General features: G+C 52.8%; 13 protein-coding genes, 1 rRNA gene and 1 riboswitch. Of the genes, 5 read left to right on the forward strand and 9 right to left on the reverse strand.

Features of this window, described 5'->3' with window-relative positions:
- The 3 genes from B9P82_RS19270 to btuB all read right to left on the reverse strand — a co-directional run.
- Positions 1 to 1,135: ribosomal RNA gene (locus B9P82_RS19270) — 16S ribosomal RNA — on the reverse strand; the annotation flags it as partial.
- Between the two features lie 472 nt (positions 1,136 to 1,607).
- Positions 1,608 to 2,459, reverse strand: a complete 852-nt coding sequence (gene murI, locus B9P82_RS19275; RefSeq protein WP_016157938.1) for a glutamate racemase — start codon at positions 2,457 to 2,459, stop codon at positions 1,608 to 1,610.
- Entirely contained in the window at positions 2,404 to 4,242 is a 1,839-nt protein-coding gene (gene btuB / locus B9P82_RS19280; RefSeq protein WP_047497611.1) for a TonB-dependent vitamin B12 receptor BtuB, read from the reverse strand. Before btuB ends, murI begins: the two co-directional genes overlap by 56 nt.
- Before the next feature lie 64 nt (positions 4,243 to 4,306).
- A riboswitch (cobalamin riboswitch) is annotated at positions 4,307 to 4,494 on the reverse strand.
- 115 nt (positions 4,495 to 4,609) lie between these two features.
- Here btuB and trmA point away from each other — a divergent pair.
- The gene (trmA, locus tag B9P82_RS19285) at positions 4,610 to 5,710 is read left to right on the forward strand and encodes a tRNA (uridine(54)-C5)-methyltransferase TrmA (RefSeq protein WP_101700759.1); all 1,101 of its coding nucleotides are present in this window, start codon (positions 4,610 to 4,612) and stop codon (positions 5,708 to 5,710) included.
- Positions 5,711 to 5,755: 45 nt separating this feature from the next.
- On the opposite strand, the gene B9P82_RS19290 is transcribed toward trmA, so the two are convergent.
- Positions 5,756 to 6,115, reverse strand: a complete 360-nt coding sequence (locus tag B9P82_RS19290) for a YijD family membrane protein (protein ID WP_016155292.1) — start codon at positions 6,113 to 6,115, stop codon at positions 5,756 to 5,758.
- A gap of 15 nt (positions 6,116 to 6,130) precedes the next feature.
- The gene (gene fabR / locus B9P82_RS19295) at positions 6,131 to 6,766 is read right to left on the reverse strand and encodes an HTH-type transcriptional repressor FabR (protein ID WP_003028862.1); all 636 of its coding nucleotides are present in this window, start codon (positions 6,764 to 6,766) and stop codon (positions 6,131 to 6,133) included.
- Positions 6,767 to 6,957: 191 nt separating this feature from the next.
- Between fabR and sthA the strand changes: the two genes are divergently transcribed.
- Positions 6,958 to 8,358 carry a Si-specific NAD(P)(+) transhydrogenase gene (sthA, locus tag B9P82_RS19300; RefSeq protein ID WP_016155291.1) on the forward strand — a complete coding sequence of 467 codons (1,401 nt, stop codon included), beginning with the start codon at positions 6,958 to 6,960 and terminating at the stop codon, positions 8,356 to 8,358.
- On the opposite strand, the gene oxyR is transcribed toward sthA, so the two are convergent.
- Complete coding sequence (gene oxyR / locus B9P82_RS19305; RefSeq protein ID WP_003028858.1) at positions 8,341 to 9,258, reverse strand: DNA-binding transcriptional regulator OxyR; 918 nt, start codon at positions 9,256 to 9,258, stop codon at positions 8,341 to 8,343. The genes sthA and oxyR overlap by 18 nt on opposite strands.
- A gap of 482 nt (positions 9,259 to 9,740) precedes the next feature.
- On the opposite strand from oxyR, the gene B9P82_RS19315 reads away from it, so the two are divergent.
- On the forward strand, positions 9,741 to 12,185 hold the full coding sequence (locus B9P82_RS19315) for a glycosyl hydrolase family 18 protein (RefSeq protein ID WP_047415545.1): 2,445 nt from the start codon (positions 9,741 to 9,743) through the stop codon (positions 12,183 to 12,185).
- A gap of 56 nt (positions 12,186 to 12,241) precedes the next feature.
- Here the strand turns inward: B9P82_RS19315 and argH are convergent, their stop codons facing one another.
- The 3 genes from argH to argC form a co-directional block, all read right to left on the reverse strand.
- A complete protein-coding gene (gene argH, locus B9P82_RS19320) occupies positions 12,242 to 13,615 on the reverse strand; it encodes an argininosuccinate lyase (protein WP_101700760.1) in 1,374 nt (457 codons plus the stop codon).
- A gap of 74 nt (positions 13,616 to 13,689) precedes the next feature.
- Positions 13,690 to 14,463 carry an acetylglutamate kinase gene (argB, locus tag B9P82_RS19325; RefSeq protein ID WP_101700761.1) on the reverse strand — a complete coding sequence of 258 codons (774 nt, stop codon included), beginning with the start codon at positions 14,461 to 14,463 and terminating at the stop codon, positions 13,690 to 13,692.
- A 10-nt stretch (positions 14,464 to 14,473) separates the two neighbouring features.
- A complete protein-coding gene (argC, locus tag B9P82_RS19330) occupies positions 14,474 to 15,478 on the reverse strand; it encodes an N-acetyl-gamma-glutamyl-phosphate reductase (protein ID WP_016155287.1) in 1,005 nt (334 codons plus the stop codon).
- A 155-nt stretch (positions 15,479 to 15,633) separates the two neighbouring features.
- On the opposite strand from argC, the gene argE reads away from it, so the two are divergent.
- Positions 15,634 to 16,785: an acetylornithine deacetylase gene (argE, locus tag B9P82_RS19335; RefSeq protein ID WP_019077897.1), complete on the forward strand. Its 1,152-nt coding sequence runs from the start codon at positions 15,634 to 15,636 to the stop codon at positions 16,783 to 16,785.
- A 343-nt stretch (positions 16,786 to 17,128) separates the two neighbouring features.
- The gene (ppc, locus tag B9P82_RS19340) at positions 17,129 to 19,780 is read left to right on the forward strand and encodes a phosphoenolpyruvate carboxylase (protein ID WP_101700762.1); all 2,652 of its coding nucleotides are present in this window, start codon (positions 17,129 to 17,131) and stop codon (positions 19,778 to 19,780) included.
- Positions 19,781 to 19,940 lie beyond the last annotated feature (160 nt).

Raw genomic sequence — 19,940 nt, forward strand, 5'->3', positions numbered from 1 at the left:
ACCGCTGGCAACAAAGGATAAGGGTTGCGCTCGTTGCGGGACTTAACCCAACATTTCACAACACGAGCTGACGACAGCCATGCAGCACCTGTCTCACGGTTCCCGAAGGCACCAAGGCATCTCTGCCAAGTTCCGTGGATGTCAAGAGTAGGTAAGGTTCTTCGCGTTGCATCGAATTAAACCACATGCTCCACCGCTTGTGCGGGCCCCCGTCAATTCATTTGAGTTTTAACCTTGCGGCCGTACTCCCCAGGCGGTCGACTTAACGCGTTAGCTCCGGAAGCCACGCCTCAAGGGCACAACCTCCAAGTCGACATCGTTTACGGCGTGGACTACCAGGGTATCTAATCCTGTTTGCTCCCCACGCTTTCGCACCTGAGCGTCAGTCTTTGTCCAGGGGGCCGCCTTCGCCACCGGTATTCCTCCAGATCTCTACGCATTTCACCGCTACACCTGGAATTCTACCCCCCTCTACAAGACTCTAGCCTGCCAGTTTCGGATGCAGTTCCCAGGTTGAGCCCGGGGATTTCACATCCGACTTGACAGACCGCCTGCGTGCGCTTTACGCCCAGTAATTCCGATTAACGCTTGCACCCTCCGTATTACCGCGGCTGCTGGCACGGAGTTAGCCGGTGCTTCTTCTGCGAGTAACGTCAATTGCTGCGGTTATTAACCACAACACCTTCCTCCTCGCTGAAAGTACTTTACAACCCGAAGGCCTTCTTCATACACGCGGCATGGCTGCATCAGGCTTGCGCCCATTGTGCAATATTCCCCACTGCTGCCTCCCGTAGGAGTCTGGACCGTGTCTCAGTTCCAGTGTGGCTGGTCATCCTCTCAGACCAGCTAGGGATCGTCGCCTAGGTGAGCCGTTACCCCACCTACTAGCTAATCCCATCTGGGCACATCCGATGGCAAGAGGCCCGAAGGTCCCCCTCTTTGGTCTTGCGACGTTATGCGGTATTAGCTACCGTTTCCAGTAGTTATCCCCCTCCATCGGGCAGTTTCCCAGACATTACTCACCCGTCCGCCACTCGTCACCCAAGGAGCAAGCTCCTCTGTGCTACCGTTCGACTTGCATGTGTTAGGCCTGCCGCCAGCGTTCAATCTGAGCCATGATCAAACTCTTCAATTTAAGTTTGATGCTCGTGAATTNTGTGCTACCGTTCGACTTGCATGTGTTAGGCCTGCCGCCAGCGTTCAATCTGAGCCATGATCAAACTCTTCAATTTAAGTTTGATGCTCGTGAATTAAACTTCGTAATGAATTACGTGTTCACTCAGAGACTTGGTATTCATTTTTCGTCTTGCGACGTTAAGAATCCGTATCTTCGAGTGCCCACACAGATTGTCTGATAAATTGTTAAAGAGCAGTTGCGACGCGCTTTAGCGCTCTGTCGCGAGGTCCCGTATATTACGTTTTCCTCATTCAGAGTCAAGCATTTATTTTTGCTTTTCTCTGCGAGATTCTCAGTGGAACCCCGCTGACCCGGCGGCGTGTAATCCGTTGTTCCGTGTCAGTGGAGGCGCATTATAGGGAGTTATTTCAGGCTGACAAGGAGAAATTTAAAATAATCTTCCGAGTGCTTATTTTTCCACCAAAACAGTCTAAACAGCCAGTTTTTCGAGCGTCTTAAAGCCATAACGCTGCAGCACGGGCAATAATTGTTCGGCTTCTGCGGTCATTGCCATGCAGAATGCGACATTCTCATCAGTTGATTTCGCGTCTGGCGCTTCATGTTCTAATAACCAGGCCGTACGACGCGCAATCGCGGCACCAGAATCCACCAGCCGCGTCCCCTCAGGCAGGACCTGTAAAAGTTCTTCCCGTAATAGAGGGAAATGGGTGCATCCGAGCACCACCGTGTCAGGTGGTTCCGACATCCGCAGCCAAGGGCGCAGGACACGACGCAGTTCTTCCAGAGAAACGGTTTCACCGTGCAGCTTCGCTTCCGCCAGTTCCACCAGTTCAGCGGAACCCAGCATCGCTATCTGACATTCGTTAGCAAACCGTGCAATCAACTCATGGGTATATGAACGCTTCACCGTTGCACGCGTAGCCAGCAGTCCCACCACACCATTCGCCGTGAGTCGCGCCGCCGGTTTAATAGCAGGCACCACGCCCACAACCGGAAAGGCAAATTTCTCACGTAATGCAGGGAGCGATACCGTGCTTGCTGTATTACACGCGATGACCGCAAGAGAGAGGGGATAGCGCTGCTGGACCGCAGTCACAATCTCAACAACACGTTCGACGATAAACTCCTCGCTCTTCTCTCCATAAGGAAAGGCGACGTTGTCGAAAGCGTATATATAGTGGAGATCCGGCAAAAGACGCCGGATCTCGTCATAGACCGACAACCCACCGACGCCGGAATCAAACACCAGCACAGTGGGGCGCGGATCAGAAAGTGTAGCTGCCAGACAAGGTGTATTCCCGTCCTGCAGTTGCGTAGCCATAAACTGTCTCGTAATCTTTATCGAACAGGTTGGCGATTTTACCACGAACTGTCAGCTGTGAGGTGATTGGATATGACACGCCAAGATCCCACAGGCTAACCCCACCCATTTTTACCGGCTGGTAGGTTACGTAGTCAGTGTCATAACGCGTTCCCAGGTAATGATACGTCAGGCCCCAGTCAAAATCATAAACCTGCCAGTCGAGCTGGTACTTCACCTGGTTCTTAGAACGCCGTGCGAGCGGCTTGTCCGTAATCGCATTGCGCGAATCGACATAATCGTAGCTCAGCGTATGTGCCAACGGCCCGGTATCAAAGTTTGCGGTCGCTTCCACACCTTTAATACGAACTTTACCTTCGTTAAAGTATTTCTCGGTATGCGGGTCGTAATCGATCATGTCGTCTATATCATTACGATATCCGGATACACGCCAGTTCACGCCCGCCGTTAAGCCTTCAAACGCCCCTTCCCATTGCTTACTTTGTTCAGGATCCAGGTTCGAATTGCCGTAATAACCATGCAACTGTCCGAGATTAGGCGCTTTGTAAGATGTACCGTAGGACGCAATAAAGCGATAGCCTTCAATAAACTCCCATCCGGCGCTGGTCTGCCATGTGCCATGACGGCCAAACTCGGAGTTATCATCACTGCGCGCCGCACCTTCAAAGGTAAAGTCGCCCAGTTGCTGCAACCCGGTCAGGTAGAGACCCGTATTACGCTGATCGTAACCGTCCGTGACATACCCGGTGCCAGGCGTCGTGGTTTGCTTTTGCCAGTCAACGCCTGCGCCTACGTTACCGTGACCAAGCACCATACTGTTGGACCACTGAACATTATATTGCTTCATATCATCCAGTGTGGCCGAGGAGTCATAGCGACCATAATCCGGATCATAGTTGTAATCTTTACTATGGCTATAGCTGGAAACCAGTTGCGACTGGATAAGCTCGCCATTAAAGCGCAGCCCGGCATCCCAGCTTTGGCTATAGAGCTGACGGGTATCCACTAACGGCGTCCCAGGATAATAATACGCGTCATAATCTGTTCGGTTATCATAGCCGTAGCCGCGAACAAACCCGCTCCATGTATCGGAAAAGTTATGTTCCAGCGCGCCATACAGCGTCTTACTTAAGAAACCGTCTTTGTCGGGCTGAGCCTGAGAGCCAGTGCTACCGTATGCGACAACATCAAAACCTTTGGTATAGGCATAATCGCCCATTAGTGTGACGCGCGTATTTTCGCCAAGCTGTTGTTGGGTTGAGACATCGTAATTCTGATACCCATTGCTCCCCACACCGGCAGTGAGTTCCGTCCCCGGCTTTTCACGCGTAGTAATGATATTCACCACACCGCCAATCGCATCAGAACCATAAACCGCCGAACGCGGCCCACGAATGTATTCGATACGTTGCACTAACGAGACGGGGAACTGGCTAAGATCGGCTGCGCCGCTAACCCCTGCCAGGTTCAGACGCACGCCGTCAATCAACACCAGCACATGGCTGGCGTTGGTGCCGCGAATAGAAATAGACGAATTTTGTCCCATACCACCGTATTGGGCGATATCCACGCCCGGCAGGCGACGAAGCACATCATTGACGGAAGTGGATTGCCAGCGATCGATATCCTGACGTGTAACAACGGTGATAGGGGCAAGTACAGCGCTACGAGGCTGCTGAAAACGGTTGGCAGTGACGACGAGAGTATCTGGGCTAGTGTCCTGCGCCCAACCCGAAAATGCTGTGACGGACAGCGCCGTGCACAGCAACGATTTTTTAATCATTGTAAAGCATCCACAATATAAGAAGGATGCCGCAGGTCCCACCGATAGTACGCGATGATGAAAGCCAGATGCGACGTTAGCCGGCAGGTCTTCGGGCTTGGAGGCAACTTAAAGAGATGATGACTTCCCACGGCAAGCCGCAGTGTCTGCACCAGGTGCGCTCATCTCCTACCTTCCTTACCGCTGCGCGTCAGCTCCAGATTCACACTGGATTCCCTTTTAACTCACAGGACCGGAAAACGGATGCTACAGTTTGTTACAACCTGGTGTCCAGACCGCGCATCACAATATCGGAAATCATCAATGACTGGACATCTGTTGAGCAATCCCTACAATCCCCGCGTACTTTTATTTTTCAGGACGCATCATGACCCCCGAACACCTTCCGACAGAACAGTACGACGCCCAGTTAGCTGAAAAAGTAGTGCGTCTGCAGAGCTTAATGACGCCATTTTATGCACAGGTTCCGGAAGTGTTTCGCTCGCCGGTCAGCCACTACCGTATGCGCGCGGAATTTCGTCTGTGGCATGACGGGGATGATCTGTACCACATCATGTTCGACAGCCAGACCAAAAGCCGTATCCGCGTCGACAGTTTCCCGGCGGCCAGCGAGCTTATCAACACGCTGATGACGGCAATGATCGACGGCGTTCGCAACAACCACGTCCTGCGCCACAAACTGTTCCAGATTGATTACCTCACTACCCTGAGCGATCAGGCGGTGGTATCGATGCTGTACCATAAAAAGCTGGATGATGAATGGCGTCAGGAAGCTGAAGCGCTGCGGGATGCGTTACGGGCGCAAAACCTGAACGTGCATCTGATTGGCCGGGCAACCAAAACCAAAATCGAGCTGGACCAGGATTACATTGACGAACGCTTGCCGGTTGCGGGTAAAGAGATTATCTACCGCCAGGTTGAGAACAGCTTCACCCAGCCGAATGCCGCCATGAATATTCAGATGCTGGAATGGGCGATTGATGTCACCAGGGGATCAAAAGGCGACCTGCTTGAGCTGTACTGCGGCAATGGCAATTTCTCGTTAGCCCTCGCACAAAACTTCAACCGCGTGCTGGCCACTGAAATCGCTAAACCGTCCGTGGCTGCTGCGCAATACAACATTGCGGCTAACCATATTGATAACGTACAAATTATCCGCATGGCGGCCGAAGAGTTTACTCAGGCGATGAACGGGGTTCGTGAGTTCAACCGTTTGCAGGGAATCGATCTGAAGAGTTACCAGTGTGAAACCATTTTCGTTGACCCACCGCGCAGCGGTCTGGACAGCGAAACAGAGAAAATGGTGCAGGCGTACCCGCGAATTCTGTACATCTCCTGTAACCCGGAGACATTGTGTAAGAACCTGGAAACGTTAAGCCAGACGCACAATGTTTCACGCCTGGCTCTGTTCGATCAGTTCCCGTATACGCACCATATGGAGTGCGGAGTATTACTGACCGCCAAGTAAATGATGTCCTGGCCGGGGGCGCTTCGCTTGCCCGGCCTACAAATATTACTCCACGATTTCCTGTCTACGGTTCCGCACTTTAAAGCCGATCCAGAACACCAGAATCACTGACAGAACCGCCGGGAAGAAGTTAGAGCCAATATCCGGATATTCAGCGCGTACCACAGTGCTGTACAACAGAACGCCGAGAATAAAACAGGCGGCGGCCAGGCCCGGTAATCCCACAGGCATGGTGCGGTTTTGATAGCGTTGATGCAGACAATAAACCGTCAGCACCAGCGAAATAATTGGGAATACTGAGAATGGCACAATGGAGCTAAACAGCGCCGCAAATGTGCCATTGATCGATAAGCCAGCAACCAGCGCCAGCAGCAGCGTACCTTTATCTTGACCTGACTGTTTCATTGCTCGTCCTTCTCGTTACTCGGAGTGATGCGTCATCTTCTCTTGTTCACGGCGGTACCAATAAAATGCGCCCTTCGCGATCATGCGCAGTTGCAATACCAGCCGTTCTTCCAGCTGTCGACGCTGCTCGGCGCCAACATCCAGTGCTTCTGCCCCGGCGCTGAACACAATGGTGACCATGGCTTCGGCCTGCGCTTCAGTAAACGCACGAGGCATATGGTTTTCGAGTTCGAGATAGTCCGCAAGTTCCGCAATGAAGTGCTGAATTTCACGAGCAACCGCTGCGCGAAACGCCGCGGAGGTTCCCGAACGCTCGCGCAATAATAAACGGAAGGCGTTGGGATTGTTGCCGATGAACTCCATAAATGTTGAGACCGAGGTGCGGATCACACTCCCGCCCTTCGCGATACGCTGACGCGCCTGACGCATCAACTGACGCAGCATCAAACCACTCTCATCCACCATCGTCAGGCCAAGTTCATCCACATCGCGGAAATGGCGATAAAACGAGGTTGGCGCAATGCCCGCTTCACGAGCGACTTCGCGTAAACTGAGGCTGGCAAAACTACGCTCAGCGCTGAGTTGACTAAATGCGGCTTCTACCAGCGAACGCCGGGTTTTTTCTTTTTGTTGCGCTCTAACGCCCATCACGATGTCTGAATCCTTCCACATACCTTGCTGGCACTATACCAGAGATTAGGCGGTTGGCATGGCTTTGTGAATGATTGTTTACGCGCAGTTTGTGCTTCGGGTTCGCAAAAAAGCACAACGATAATTGGGTTATCCCGACAACGATGTTACTATTCTGTTGCTTTTATGTATAAGAACAGGTAAGCCTGACCATGTCACATTCCTACGATTACGATGCAATAGTAATAGGTTCCGGTCCCGGCGGCGAAGGCGCTGCAATGGGTCTGGTTAAGCAAGGAGCGCGCGTCGCGGTGATTGAGCGCTATCATAACGTCGGCGGAGGCTGTACCCACTGGGGGACCATCCCGTCGAAAGCCCTCCGCCACGCCGTCAGCCGTATTATTGAATTCAATCAGAACCCACTTTACAGCGACCACTCCCGACTCCTTCGTTCTTCTTTCGCCGATATTCTCAACCACGCTGATAACGTTATTAATCAGCAAACGCGTATGCGGCAAGGATTTTACGAGCGCAACCACTGTGAAATTTTGCAGGGAAATGCCCGTTTTGTTGATGAACACACACTCGCCCTTGAATGCCACGACGGCACGGTGGAAACGCTGACCGCGGATAAGTTCATCATCGCCTGTGGTTCACGCCCCTATCATCCGGTAGATGTCGACTTTTCCCATCCCCGGGTTTATGACAGCGACTCTATCCTGAGCCTGCACCATGAACCCCGCCATGTTTTGATTTATGGCGCGGGAGTAATTGGCTGCGAATATGCGTCGATCTTCCGTGGAATGGACGTCAAAGTCGATTTAATCAACACTCGCGATCGCCTGCTTGCGTTCCTCGATCAAGAGATGTCCGACTCGCTCTCTTACCACTTCTGGAACAGCGGTGTGGTCATTCGCCACAACGAAGAGTACGAGAAGATTGAAGGTTGCGATGACGGCGTCATCATGCATCTGAAATCCGGTAAGAAACTGAAAGCCGACTGCCTGTTGTACGCCAATGGCCGTACCGGTAATACCGATTCGCTGGCGCTGGAAAATATTGGGCTGAAAACCGACAGCCGCGGGCAGTTGAAGGTCAACAGCATGTACCAGACGGCGCTGCCGCACGTGTATGCCGTAGGAGATGTGATCGGCTATCCGAGTCTGGCATCGGCGGCCTACGATCAGGGACGCATTGCCGCCCAGGCATTGGTAAAAGGCGAAGCTACCGCGCATCTGATCGAAGATATCCCGACCGGGATTTATACCATTCCGGAAATCAGCTCCGTCGGTAAAACCGAGCAGCAGCTCACAGCCATGAAAGTTCCATACGAGGTTGGCCGCGCCCAGTTTAAACATCTGGCACGTGCGCAAATCGTGGGTATGAGTGTCGGAACGCTGAAGATCCTGTTCCATCGCGAAACGAAAGAGATTCTGGGGATCCACTGCTTTGGGGAACGCGCGGCCGAAATTATTCACATCGGTCAGGCGATAATGGAGCAAAAAGGTGGTGGTAACACCATCGAATACTTCGTTAACACCACCTTTAACTACCCAACCATGGCGGAAGCCTATCGGGTAGCAGCGCTAAATGGCTTAAACCGCCTGTTTTAACGCACTGTCGAAATGGCCATCCATTGACCCACGGATGGCCTCTGCCAGCTGTTCATAACGGCTGCGCAGCGGCGAACCTGGACGATACACCAGGCCAATCGTACGGCGCGGTTCTGGCTTGATGCAGGGCAAATAGACAACGCCATCACGCTTACGCTCCGGCGGCACGGCCAGCGCGGGCAGTAAGGTAATACCGCTACCTGCCGCCACCATGTTACGCAGCGTTTCCAGACTGGTCGCCCGGAAATGGGTATCCTCATCAGCACCCGCTTCAAAGCAGAAGCCCATCGCCTGATCGCGCAGGCAGTGGCCATCCTCTAGCATCAGCAGTTTCTCACCCGCCAGATCGGACATCGGCACACAGTCGCGGTTTGCCCATGGGTGATCTTCATAGATCGCCAGCAGCATAGGCTCATCAAATAACGGTACTTCGATGAACGCCTCACTCTCTTTCACCAGCGCCAGAATGACGCAGTCGAGCTTACCGCTATCCAGTTGCGCCAACAGCTGATGCGTCTGCGCCTCATGGAGATACATTTCCAGTTTTGGGAAGGTCTGGTGCAACATAGGAATAATATGCGGCAGCAGGTATGGCCCCACCGTTGGGATCAAACCAATATGCAGCGGTCCAGACATTGTCTCGCCTTGTTGGCTTGCCATCTCCTTGAGCACTTTGACCTCGCGCAGCACGGTGCGCGCCTGATCCACCAGCAGTAAACCTGCCTGAGTGAACAGTACTTTGCGACTCGTACGCTCCAGCAGCATGACGCCAAGCTCATCTTCCAGCTTGCGGATCTGCCCGCTCAGCGTTGGCTGACTAACGTGACAGGAGTCTGCCGCTCGTCGGAAGTGACGATGTTCGGCTAGCGCCACCAGGTATTCAAGATCACGAATATTCATTATTCATCCTCCATCGCCACGATAGTTCGTAGCGATAGGTAGAATAGCAACGAACGATTATCCCTATCAAGCTTTCTGTTTAATAATGCACCACAGAAACGGAACGGTACCCCTTTAACCCTTGAAGCTACTGTCCGTTTTGAGAGTTTCTCTCATACTCGAAATAACTAAAGCCAACGTGAACTTTTGCGGACCTTGAGTCCGCATTTTTTTTGCGCCCGGCGCGAATACATTCAAAAAAATATATACAAAATATAAATTACATATTCTCATCCGATTATTTAAATTAAAACCATATTAAATTAAAATAATCAAAAACATTTTGTATCATTTATATATTTGACGCCCTGTCAGGTTCATAAATAATAACCGCGCGATATTCAATATATGGCAAATCGCAAGAACACTCGTTTCTTCGCCACTCTAATTATTTAGAGTACATTCACCCATATTTTTCTAATATTTATCGAATGGAATCTTTTATGAAACTCAATACTATTTCGCGATATTTTCTCGCGGCAGGCCTGATGTCGTGCGCCGCAAACGCATTCGCTCTGGAAGCCTGGAGCGGTCAGGCAGGTGGAAACACCATTGAAGTTATTTTTGACAGTAAAGTTTATAGTAACCGCTGGTATGTAAATGCCGATAATTGCCCACAGGGCGCGTCAGCTGAAAACTGGGATAATCCGTGGAGTTATGTGCGCGATGCCACAAAAGCGGAAATCGATCAATATGGCAACCCAACCACTTGTGAATCCGGGAGCGCCACGCCTGTTGCCCACGACGCATTCAGCGCCGAAAAAGATTATGCCAAAGATGATATTGTCGCTTATCAGGATGTGACATATGAAGCGTCCAGGCCCATTCCGGCTTATTCCTTCACCCCAGGTGCCGACAATCCGTGGAAACTCTATACGCCAGTACCCGACTGGCGTTCCAGCCAGGTTTACAACAAAGGGGACGAGGTCAAAGTTGACGGCCAGTCTTATGAAGCACTGTACTATACCGTTGGCGAAAACCCTTCTATTGCAGGTAACCAGAACCCGACCGGCACCAATGGCCGTCCGTGGAAACCGTTAGGCCCAACGGTCGAATTCACCCAGGAACAATTTAAGAATGCCCCACAGATCAATTCCATTGCGTTTTACGAACCCGGCAAACTGGCGGTGTACAAAGGAACGCCTTTTGTCGCTCAGACGAAAGTCAAAGGCGTTATGCCGTATGATAAAAACCCATGGGCAATTTATACCAACTGGACTGGCACCAAAGAGCGCGTAGGGACGCCGAAGAATCCGTGGCCTGCCCACGTTTATGCACCATACGTCGACTTTAGCCTGAACAGCATTCCGGATCTGGCGAAACTGGCGAAAGAGCAAAACATTACCCACTTCACCATGGCGTTTGTCGTCGCGAAAAGTGGCGAGCAGTGCATCCCAACCTGGGGTACGGCCTATAATCTGCAGGATTACTCACAGTACAGTAAAATAAAAGCGCTGCGTGAAGCCGGTGGCGATGTGATGGTTTCCATTGGCGGAGCGAATAACTCCCCGCTGGCGGCTGCCTGTAAGAATGTGAAAGATCTGCAAAAACTCTACTACGACATTGTTGATAACCTGAACCTGAACGTGCTGGATTTTGACATCGAAGGCACATGGGTGGCCGATCAGGATTCCATCGATCGCCGCAACCAGGCAGTAAAAGAGGTTCAGGCTCAGTGGAAAGAGGAAGGTCGCAAAGTCGGTATCTGGTACACCCTGCCGATTCTGCCGACCGGTCTGACGGCTGAAGGTCTGTATGTGCTGGAAAATGCGCGCCATGTCGGCGTTGAGCTGGCTGGTATTAACGTAATGACCATGGACTACGGTAATGCCGTCTGCCAGTCAGACGGTACCGAAGGGCAGAACATCCACGGTAAATGCGCCACGTCCGCCATCGACAACATGTTCACCCAGTTGAAGAAAATCTGGCCAGAGAAATCTGACAAAGAGATCAACGCCATGATGGGCACCACCCCGATGATCGGTTACAACGATGTACAGGGCGAAGTGTTCTATCTGTCCGATGCGAAACTGGTGATGGACGACGCGAAAAAACGCAACCTCGGCATGATTGGCGCGTGGTCGATGACGCGCGATCAGCCGGGCGTGGCGAAGCAGGTCAGCCCGGAGCACAGCGGCATGACCGCACAGCAGGCACCGATGTACGCATACAGCCAGGTATTTGCGCCGTTTACGCATGACAATTCCGCAGATGAAGCGTCTACCGATCTTGCCGGTGATGTGAAAGCGGTTTATATCGATGTTTTTGATGGTCAGCAGCGCATCAATGTAAATTTCGATACCAGCAAGCTGAGCGGCAGTAACAGTTACTCGGTAGATGTGGATGGTAAATATGCCTTCTCTACCTCCGGCAACAGTGTCTACTACAGCTACCGTTCTAACTACGGTACGCAAAGCACGGTACGGACCGGTGGCATGTCCTACATGTTAGCGCCAGGAAAAGTGATCACCGTTAAACGTACCAATCCGAATCCTGAAATCCTGGCACAGCTCACTGTGACGAGGGATATGCAGGAAGGTAACAATCCGGTCAAGGATGCCGGTGAAGTGAAATCGTTGACGGTTAAAAAAATCAACGGCGTACCGAATGTGGTTGTTGATTTTGACGCCAAAGCGCTGGGCTGGAAAGCAGCGAACGGTTCTGCGTGGGTCGTGAAAGTGATGGGTGACGCGAAAAACGGTAACTACATCTTCAGTTGTGACAACGGTAACTGCTATTACAGCTCTGTCAAAACAGCGGGAGATATCACCACGGTAACGTCTGGTGAAAGAGACATCTCCGAAGGTGAAACCATTGTCGTTGAACGTGTTACACCGAATCCGGCAACCGTCGCCAAACTGGTTGTTACGAAAGATATGCTGAAATAATCCTTTTCGCATAAAGTCAGAACCCCGTCTGCTCACAGCGACGGGGTTCTTTTTTTTTACACCAGCCGCGCCTTCGCGTAGTCGATCGCCTGCGCCACCTGCTGTGGCGACACGCCGCCTTTCGCCGCACGTTTATCCAGGCACGATTGCAACGAGAGGATCGGATAAACGTCATCGCCAATCACCTGACTGAACTTTTGTAAGTCGGCAAGCGACAGCGCTTCCAGCGGTTTGCCCTGACGAATCGCCTCGACCACCGTCTCACCCACAATATGGTGTGCTTCGCGGAACGGGACGCCTTTTGCTACCAGATAATCCGCCAACTCGGTGGCGTTAGCATAACCCTGCTGCGCCGCTTCCTGACAACGCGGATGTTTCACCTGAATGCCATCCAGTACCAGCGCAGCCATATGCAGACAGTCCAGCCAGGTGTCGAGCGCATCGAACAGCCCTTCTTTGTCTTCCTGCATATCTTTGTTGTACGCCAACGGGAGACCTTTTAAGGTCATCATCATGCCGGTCAGCGCACCCTGCACGCGACCGCATTTGCCACGGATCAACTCCAGCGCATCCGGGTTTTTCTTCTGCGGCATCAGAGATGAACCCGAAGTTACACGATCGGACAGCTCGACAAAGCCCGCTTCGCCGGTATTAAAGAAAATCAGGTCTTCAGCAAAACGCGACAGGTGCACCATGCCGATAGAGGCGTCGGAGAGTAACTCCAGCACGTGGTCACGGTCAGAAACACTGTCCAGACTGTTACGCGTCGCCGAGGCAAAGCCCAGCCAACCGGCCAGCTGCTCGCGATCGATTTCATACGCCGTACCCGCCAGCGCGCCGCAGCCCAGTGGACTGACGTCCAGACGCTTGAGCGAATCCTGCAGACGGCTCTCGTCACGCGCCAACATTTCGACATAGGCCAGACACCAATGAGCAAACGTCACCGGCTGCGCACGTTGCAGGTGGGTGTAACCCGGCATGACGGCGTCCTGGTTATTCTCTGCCGTCACCACCAGCGCACTTTGCAGCTGACGGTTGGCCGACAGTAATTCAATAACCGTGTCTTTACACCACAGTTTAAGATCGGTCGCGACCTGGTCATTACGGCTACGTCCGGTATGCAGTTTTTTACCAAGCTGGCCGACTTTATCAATCAGCTTACCTTCCACCCAGCTATGAATATCTTCGGCATCGCTTTGCAGGATCTGCTGCGGATTAACGCGAACCTCTTCCAGCAGAGTGTTCAGCGCCTCTTCCAATTGCAGTTGTTCATCGGCAGTCAGTACGCCGACCGTTACCAGCGCTTTAGACCAGGCCACAGAGCCGACAATATCCTGTTCTGCCAGGCGGTAGTCAAAACGCAACGAGTCGTTGAACTGTTTGAACCGCTGATCTGCTGCCTGTGTAAAACGCCCACCCCAAAGTGCCATAACATCGTTCCTTTATTCGTTAGTTCCGCCGGGTGGCGCTACGCTTACCCAGCCCACGGTCATTCAATAAAAACTTACGCTAAAATCCGCGTGCCAATTGGCATGCCGTTAAACAGCGCCGGAAGTTGCTCGGCATGACGCCAGGAGGCAATATCCACAGGGCGACCCAGCGTGCGCGCGGCATCCAGCGCCGCATTGACCTTCACGATCATGCCGTCAGTAATAATACCTTGTTCAATCAGTTGTTCCGCTTTCGCGGCGGTCATTTCGGCAATACGCTGGCCTTTTCCATCCAGAATACCGCTTACGTCAGAGAGCAGGATCAGATCCGCACCCAGCGTTGCCGCCAGCGCCGTTGCCGCCTGATCGGCATTAACGTTCATCAGCAGTCCGTCTTCAGTAACGCCAATGGAGCTAACTACCGGCAGAAAACCGCCTTCCAGCAGTGTGTTAATCAGCTTAGGCGAACCCGGCTGCGCCAGTCCAACATGACCCAGCGCTTTATCGAGCGGCGTCACTTTTACGCTGTCGCCATCACCAAGATACAGACCCACGGATGCGATGTGATGCTTTTTCGACCAGGCCAGTAAGGTTTTATTCGCTGTTCCCGCCAGGGCGCCGGTAATAATGTCAATTTGATCGGCTGGCGTGACGCGCAGACCATTTTTCTTTTTCACCGGCAGGTTCAGTTGCTTCATCAGATCGTCAACCACGCAGCCGCCACCGTGCACAATGACCAGCGGTCGCTGATGCGACTCACGATAATTCACCAGTGCGGTAAACAGACGCTCCAGCGCCTCTTCGCTATCCAGTAAAACGCCGCCCAGCTTGATAATTAATGGATTCATCGTTGCACCCTTAAATAAGAGACTGCGTTTCAGCAAAGCCAAAACGAATATTTGCGCACTGCATCGCCTGTGCCGCCGCGCCTTTCAATAAGTTGTCTTCAGTTGCCACCACGATCAGGTGCTCACCCTGTACGGCAAACCCGATATCACAGAACGGTAAGCCAACCACGTTCTTCAGCGCCGGAACGCCTTTGTCATACAGACGCACCAGTGGCTTATCGCCATACGCCTGTTGCAACGTTTGAGCCACTTGCGCATGGGTTACGCCCGCTTGCAAACGGCAGGTGATGGTTTCCAGAATTCCGCGCGGGAAGTTGCCCAGATGCGGGGTGAAGATCACCTCCGCACCAAGGTGAGTAGCGATTTCCGGCTGATGGCGATGGGTAAACACGCCATACGGCTGCAGGCTCACCTCACAAAAGCTGTTGGAAATAGCCGCCTTACGTCCCGCGCCGCTCACGCCGCTGGTGGCGTTAATTACCGGCCACTGGCTGAGATCCAGCAGCCCAGCATCAATCAGTGGTTTCAGCGACAGCTGCGCCGCCGTCGGGTAGCAACCCGGCACGGCAATCAGATTCGCGTCTTTCAGTTGGTCTGCGCTCCACTCCGCCAGTCCATAAACCGCCTGCTCCAGCAGGTCGGGATGCTGATGGGTAAAGCCGTAATATTTTTCATAGAACGCGCCGTCGTTTACGCGAAACGCGCCCGAGAGGTCAAACACCACGCATCCGGCCTGCAAAAACTGCGGGGCCAGGTCATGGCTCACCTCATGTGCCGTTGCGAGGAACACAACGTCCACCCCTGCGCTAAACTCGCTGATATCTGACATTGGCTGTAACGGTAAATCGACAATGCCTTTCAACTGCGGATGCAAATCGGAGATTAATTTTCCTGCATCATTGCTTTGCGCTGAGACGGTCAAAGCGGTTATGGTCATATCAGGATGGCGATTTACATAGGTCACAAGCTCTGCGCCGGCATAGCCACTGGCGCCCACAATCAGCGTATTCAACATCGGGGCTGCTCACCTTCTTAGATTCTGTTGCCAGATATAAGCCTTTATCACCTCACCTTACACTTGGTGGGTTTTATTACGCTCAACGTTAATGTATTTTTATTCACAAATACTGCATGAATATTGATACTATCATGACCCGAGGTGTGTCAACAATGAAAAACAATTTACCGCCATTTATCGAGATATACCGCGCTCTGATTGCCATGCCGTCGATTAGCGCCACCGAAGAAGCGCTCGACCAAAGTAATGCAGGTTTAATCACTCTGCTGGCGGGCTGGTTCAAAGATTTAGGCTTTAATGTGGAGGTCCAGCCGGTTCCCGACACGCGCAATAAATTCAATATGCTGGCAAGCATTGGACAGGGAGCCGGTGGTTTGTTGTTGGCGGGCCATACCGATACCGTCCCCTTTGACGACGGACGCTGGACGCGCGATCCGTTCACCCTGACCGAGCATGACAATAAGCTCTACGGTTTGGGTACGGCAGATATGAAAGGCTTCTTCGCCTTTATCCTCGACGCGCTGCGTGACGTCGACGTCACTCAACTGAAAAAGCCCCTGTACATTCTGGCTACTGCCGATGAAGAGACCAGCATGGCGGGAGCGCGTTATTTCTCTGAAACCACCGCTTTACGCCCGGACTGCGCGATCATTGGCGAACCCACTTCTTTGCAACCTGTCCGCGCGCACAAAGGTCATATCTCTAATGCGATTCGCATTTTGGGACAATCGGGTCACTCGAGCGATCCGGCTCGTGGCGTGAATGCCATTGAATTGATGCATGATGCCATCGGCCATATCATGAATCTGCGCGATGATCTGAAAGAGCGCTATCACCATGATGCTTTTACCGTCCCGTATCCGACGTTAAATTTGGGTCACATCCACGGCGGCGACGCTGCTAACCGAATCTGCGCCTGCTGCGAGCTGCATATGGATATTCGCCCACTGCCCGGCATGACGCTTAACGATCTCAATGGCTTACTTAACGACGCGCTGACCCCGGTCAGCGAGCGCTGGCCGGGTCGCCTGACGGTGTCGGAGCTGCACCCGCCAATTCCAGGCTATGAGTGCCCACCGGATCATCAACTGGTACAAGTGGTTGAGAAACTGCTGGGCGCACAGACTGAGGTGGTGAACTACTGCACCGAAGCGCCGTTTATCCAGACGCTTTGCCCGACGCTGGTGTTGGGGCCTGGCTCCATTAATCAGGCGCATCAGCCGGATGAGTATCTGGAAACTCGTTTTATTAAGCCAACCCGCGAATTGATCACCCAGGTTGTGCATCATTTCTGCTGGCATTAACCGCTTATCGCCTCGCTAACCCTTTAGTGGTAAGCGAGGTAATTTATTAACATTTCCATAAGCAAAGCTTATTTGATTCGATGTGAATTAAATAACGTAAATTCCCGTCATTTTTTCGTTTGCTGAACCGATTTCGCAGCAATTGACGTCACGACTTTTACGTGGCTTTATAAAAGACGGCTAACAAACAAAGTCCGAGAGATTTCGTGTCACAGCAAGGCGGCAAGCGAGCTCATACCAGGAGCTTACATAAGTAAGTGACCGGGTGGGCAAGCGCAGCCAACGCCGATGTCGCGCGAAAGATACAGGACGCATAAATTAAAGATGGGGTGTCTGGGTTAATATGAACGAACAATATTCCGCGTTGCGTAGTAATGTCAGTATGCTCGGCAAAGTGCTGGGGGAGACCATCAAGGATGCGCTGGGAGAGAACATTCTTGACCGCGTAGAAACAATCCGTAAGTTGTCCAAATCATCCCGCGCCGGCAATGAAGTCAATCGCCAGGAGCTGCTCACTACGCTGCAAAACCTGTCTAACGACGAGCTGCTGCCGGTTGCCCGCGCGTTTAGCCAGTTTCTGAACCTGGCCAACACCGCCGAGCAGTACCACAGCATTTCGCCAAAAGGCGAAGCAGCCAGCAACCCGGAAGTGATTGCTCGCACTCTGCGTAAACTGAAAGAGCAGCCCAACCTCGATGAAGCCACCATCAAAAAAGCCGTCGAATCTCTCTCCCTGGAGCTGGTTCTCACCGCCCACCCGACCGAGATCACCCGCCGTACGCTGATCCATAAAATGGGTGAAGTGAACGCCTGTCTCAAGCAACTTGATAACAAAGACCTCGTCGATTACGAGCGCCATCAGCTGATGCGCCGTCTGCGCCAGTTGATTGCCCAGTCCTGGCATACGGATGAAATCCGCAAGCTGCGCCCAAGCCCGGTTGATGAAGCCAAATGGGGCTTCGCGGTGGTTGAAAATAGCCTGTGGGAAGGCGTACCAAATTATCTGCGCGAGCTGAACGAACAACTGGAAGAGCATCTGGGCTATAAGCTGCCCGTTGATTTTGTCCCGGTTCGCTTTACCTCCTGGATGGGCGGCGACCGCGATGGCAACCCGAACGTAACGGCGGATATCACCCGTCACGTGCTGCTACTCAGCCGCTGGAAAGCGACCGATCTGTTCCTGAAAGACATTCAGTTTCTGATTTCTGAGCTGTCGATGGTGGATGCCACACCGGAACTGTTGGCGCTGGTGGGCGAAGAAGGCGCAGCAGAACCTTACCGTTATCTGATGAAAACCCTGCGTTCACGTCTGATGGCAACCCAGGCCTGGCTGGAAGCCCGTCTGAAAGGCGAGAAATTGCCGAAACCTGCGGGACTTCTCACCCAAAATGAACAGCTCTGGGACCCGCTATATGCGTGCTATCAGTCTCTGCAGGCCTGTGGCATGGGCATTATCGCCAATGGCGAATTGCTCGACACCCTACGCCGCGTGAAATGTTTCGGCGTACCGCTGGTACGTATTGATATTCGTCAGGAAAGCACCCGTCACACTGAAGCCCTTGGCGAACTGACCCGTTATCTGGGCATTGGCGACTACGAAAACTGGTCGGAAGCGGATAAACAGGCTTTCCTGATCCGCGAGCTGAACTCCAAGCGTCCGCTGCTCCCACGTAACTGGGAGCCGAGCAACGACACCCGCGAAGTGCTCGACACCTGCCGGGTCATTGCCGAAGCCCCGTATGGCTCCATTGCCGCCTATGTTATCTCAATGGCGAAAACACCATCGGATGTACTGGCCGTACATCTGCTACTGAAAGAAGCCGGTATCGGTTTTGCTATGCCGGTTGCCCCGCTGTTTGAAACGCTGGACGACCTCAACAACGCCGATGACGTCATGTCTCAGCTCCTGAACATTGACTGGTACCGTGGCTTTATTCAGGGCAAACAGATGGTCATGATTGGCTACTCTGACTCCGCAAAAGATGCAGGCGTGATGGCGGCCTCCTGGGCGCAATATCAGGCGCAGGACGCGTTGATCAAAACCTGCGAAAAAGCCGGTATCGAACTGACGCTGTTCCACGGTCGCGGTGGCTCCATTGGTCGCGGTGGCGCGCCTGCGCATGCGGCGCTGCTTTCTCAACCACCAGGCAGCCTGAAAGGCGGTCTGCGCGTGACAGAACAAGGGGAGATGATCCGCTTTAAGTACGGCCTGCCGGAAGTGACCATCAGCAGCCTGTCGCTGTATACCGCAGCAATTCTGGAAGCCAACCTGTTACCGCCGCCAGAGCCGGAAGATAACTGGCGTCACATTATGGATGAGCTTTCCGATATTTCCTGTGAGCTCTATCGTGGATATGTACGTGAAAACAAAGACTTCGTCCCCTACTTCCGCTCCGCAACGCCAGAGCAGGAACTGGGTAAATTACCGCTCGGCTCACGTCCGGCAAAACGTCGCCCAACCGGCGGGGTAGAGTCTCTGCGCGCAATTCCGTGGATTTTTGCCTGGACGCAGAACCGCCTGATGCTCCCGGCGTGGCTGGGTGCAGGCACCGCACTGCAAAAAGTGGTTGAAGACGGTAAGCAAAGCGAACTCGAAGCAATGTGCCGCGACTGGCCATTCTTCTCCACACGTCTTGGCATGCTGGAAATGGTTTTCGCCAAAGCAGATCTGTGGCTGGCAGAATACTACGATCAGCGCCTGGTCAAAAAAGAGCTGTGGCCGCTGGGTGAAGAGCTGCGTCAGCGCCTGGAAGCCGATATCGATGTCGTGCTGGCGATTGCCAACGACTCACATTTGATGGCCGACCTGCCGTGGATTGCCGAGTCCATTCAGTTAAGAAATATTTATACTGACCCGCTGAATGTCTTACAGGCTGAGCTGTTACACCGCTCACGCCTGGCAGAAGAGCAAGGCAATGCACCGGATCCGCGCGTTGAACAAGCGCTGATGGTGACAATCGCTGGTGTCGCAGCCGGCATGCGTAATACAGGCTAACGTCCTCCCTCGTCGCCTTCGTGCTATTGTATGAAGGCGACAACAAAAACTGCTGTCATAACCGCTTCTTTTTCAATATATTCCCGCCTGAATATATTCACATTGTGAATATATCAACAGCAAAACACGATCCTAAGATCGTGATGCTTAAGTTCCTCTT

This window comes from Citrobacter sp. L55 (assembly GCF_002850715.1).
GTDB classification, from domain to species: domain Bacteria; phylum Pseudomonadota; class Gammaproteobacteria; order Enterobacterales; family Enterobacteriaceae; genus Citrobacter; species Citrobacter braakii.

Bases quoted from the DNA above. Each gene is read 5' to 3' on its own strand.
- murI (WP_016157938.1), bottom strand. From the start codon at position 2,459: ATGGCTACGCAACTGCAGGACGGGAATACACCTTGTCTGGCAGCTACA.
- btuB (WP_047497611.1), bottom strand. From the start codon at position 4,242: ATGATTAAAAAATCGTTGCTGTGCACGGCGCTGTCCGTCACAGCATTT.
- trmA (WP_101700759.1), top strand. From the start codon at position 4,610: ATGACCCCCGAACACCTTCCGACAGAACAGTACGACGCCCAGTTAGCT.
- B9P82_RS19290 (WP_016155292.1), bottom strand. From the start codon at position 6,115: ATGAAACAGTCAGGTCAAGATAAAGGTACGCTGCTGCTGGCGCTGGTT.
- sthA (WP_016155291.1), top strand. From the start codon at position 6,958: ATGTCACATTCCTACGATTACGATGCAATAGTAATAGGTTCCGGTCCC.
- oxyR (WP_003028858.1), bottom strand. From the start codon at position 9,258: ATGAATATTCGTGATCTTGAATACCTGGTGGCGCTAGCCGAACATCGT.
- B9P82_RS19315 (WP_047415545.1), top strand. From the start codon at position 9,741: ATGAAACTCAATACTATTTCGCGATATTTTCTCGCGGCAGGCCTGATG.
- argH (WP_101700760.1), bottom strand. From the start codon at position 13,615: ATGGCACTTTGGGGTGGGCGTTTTACACAGGCAGCAGATCAGCGGTTC.
- argB (WP_101700761.1), bottom strand. From the start codon at position 14,463: ATGAATCCATTAATTATCAAGCTGGGCGGCGTTTTACTGGATAGCGAA.
- argC (WP_016155287.1), bottom strand. From the start codon at position 15,478: ATGTTGAATACGCTGATTGTGGGCGCCAGTGGCTATGCCGGCGCAGAG.
- argE (WP_019077897.1), top strand. From the start codon at position 15,634: ATGAAAAACAATTTACCGCCATTTATCGAGATATACCGCGCTCTGATT.
- ppc (WP_101700762.1), top strand. From the start codon at position 17,129: ATGAACGAACAATATTCCGCGTTGCGTAGTAATGTCAGTATGCTCGGC.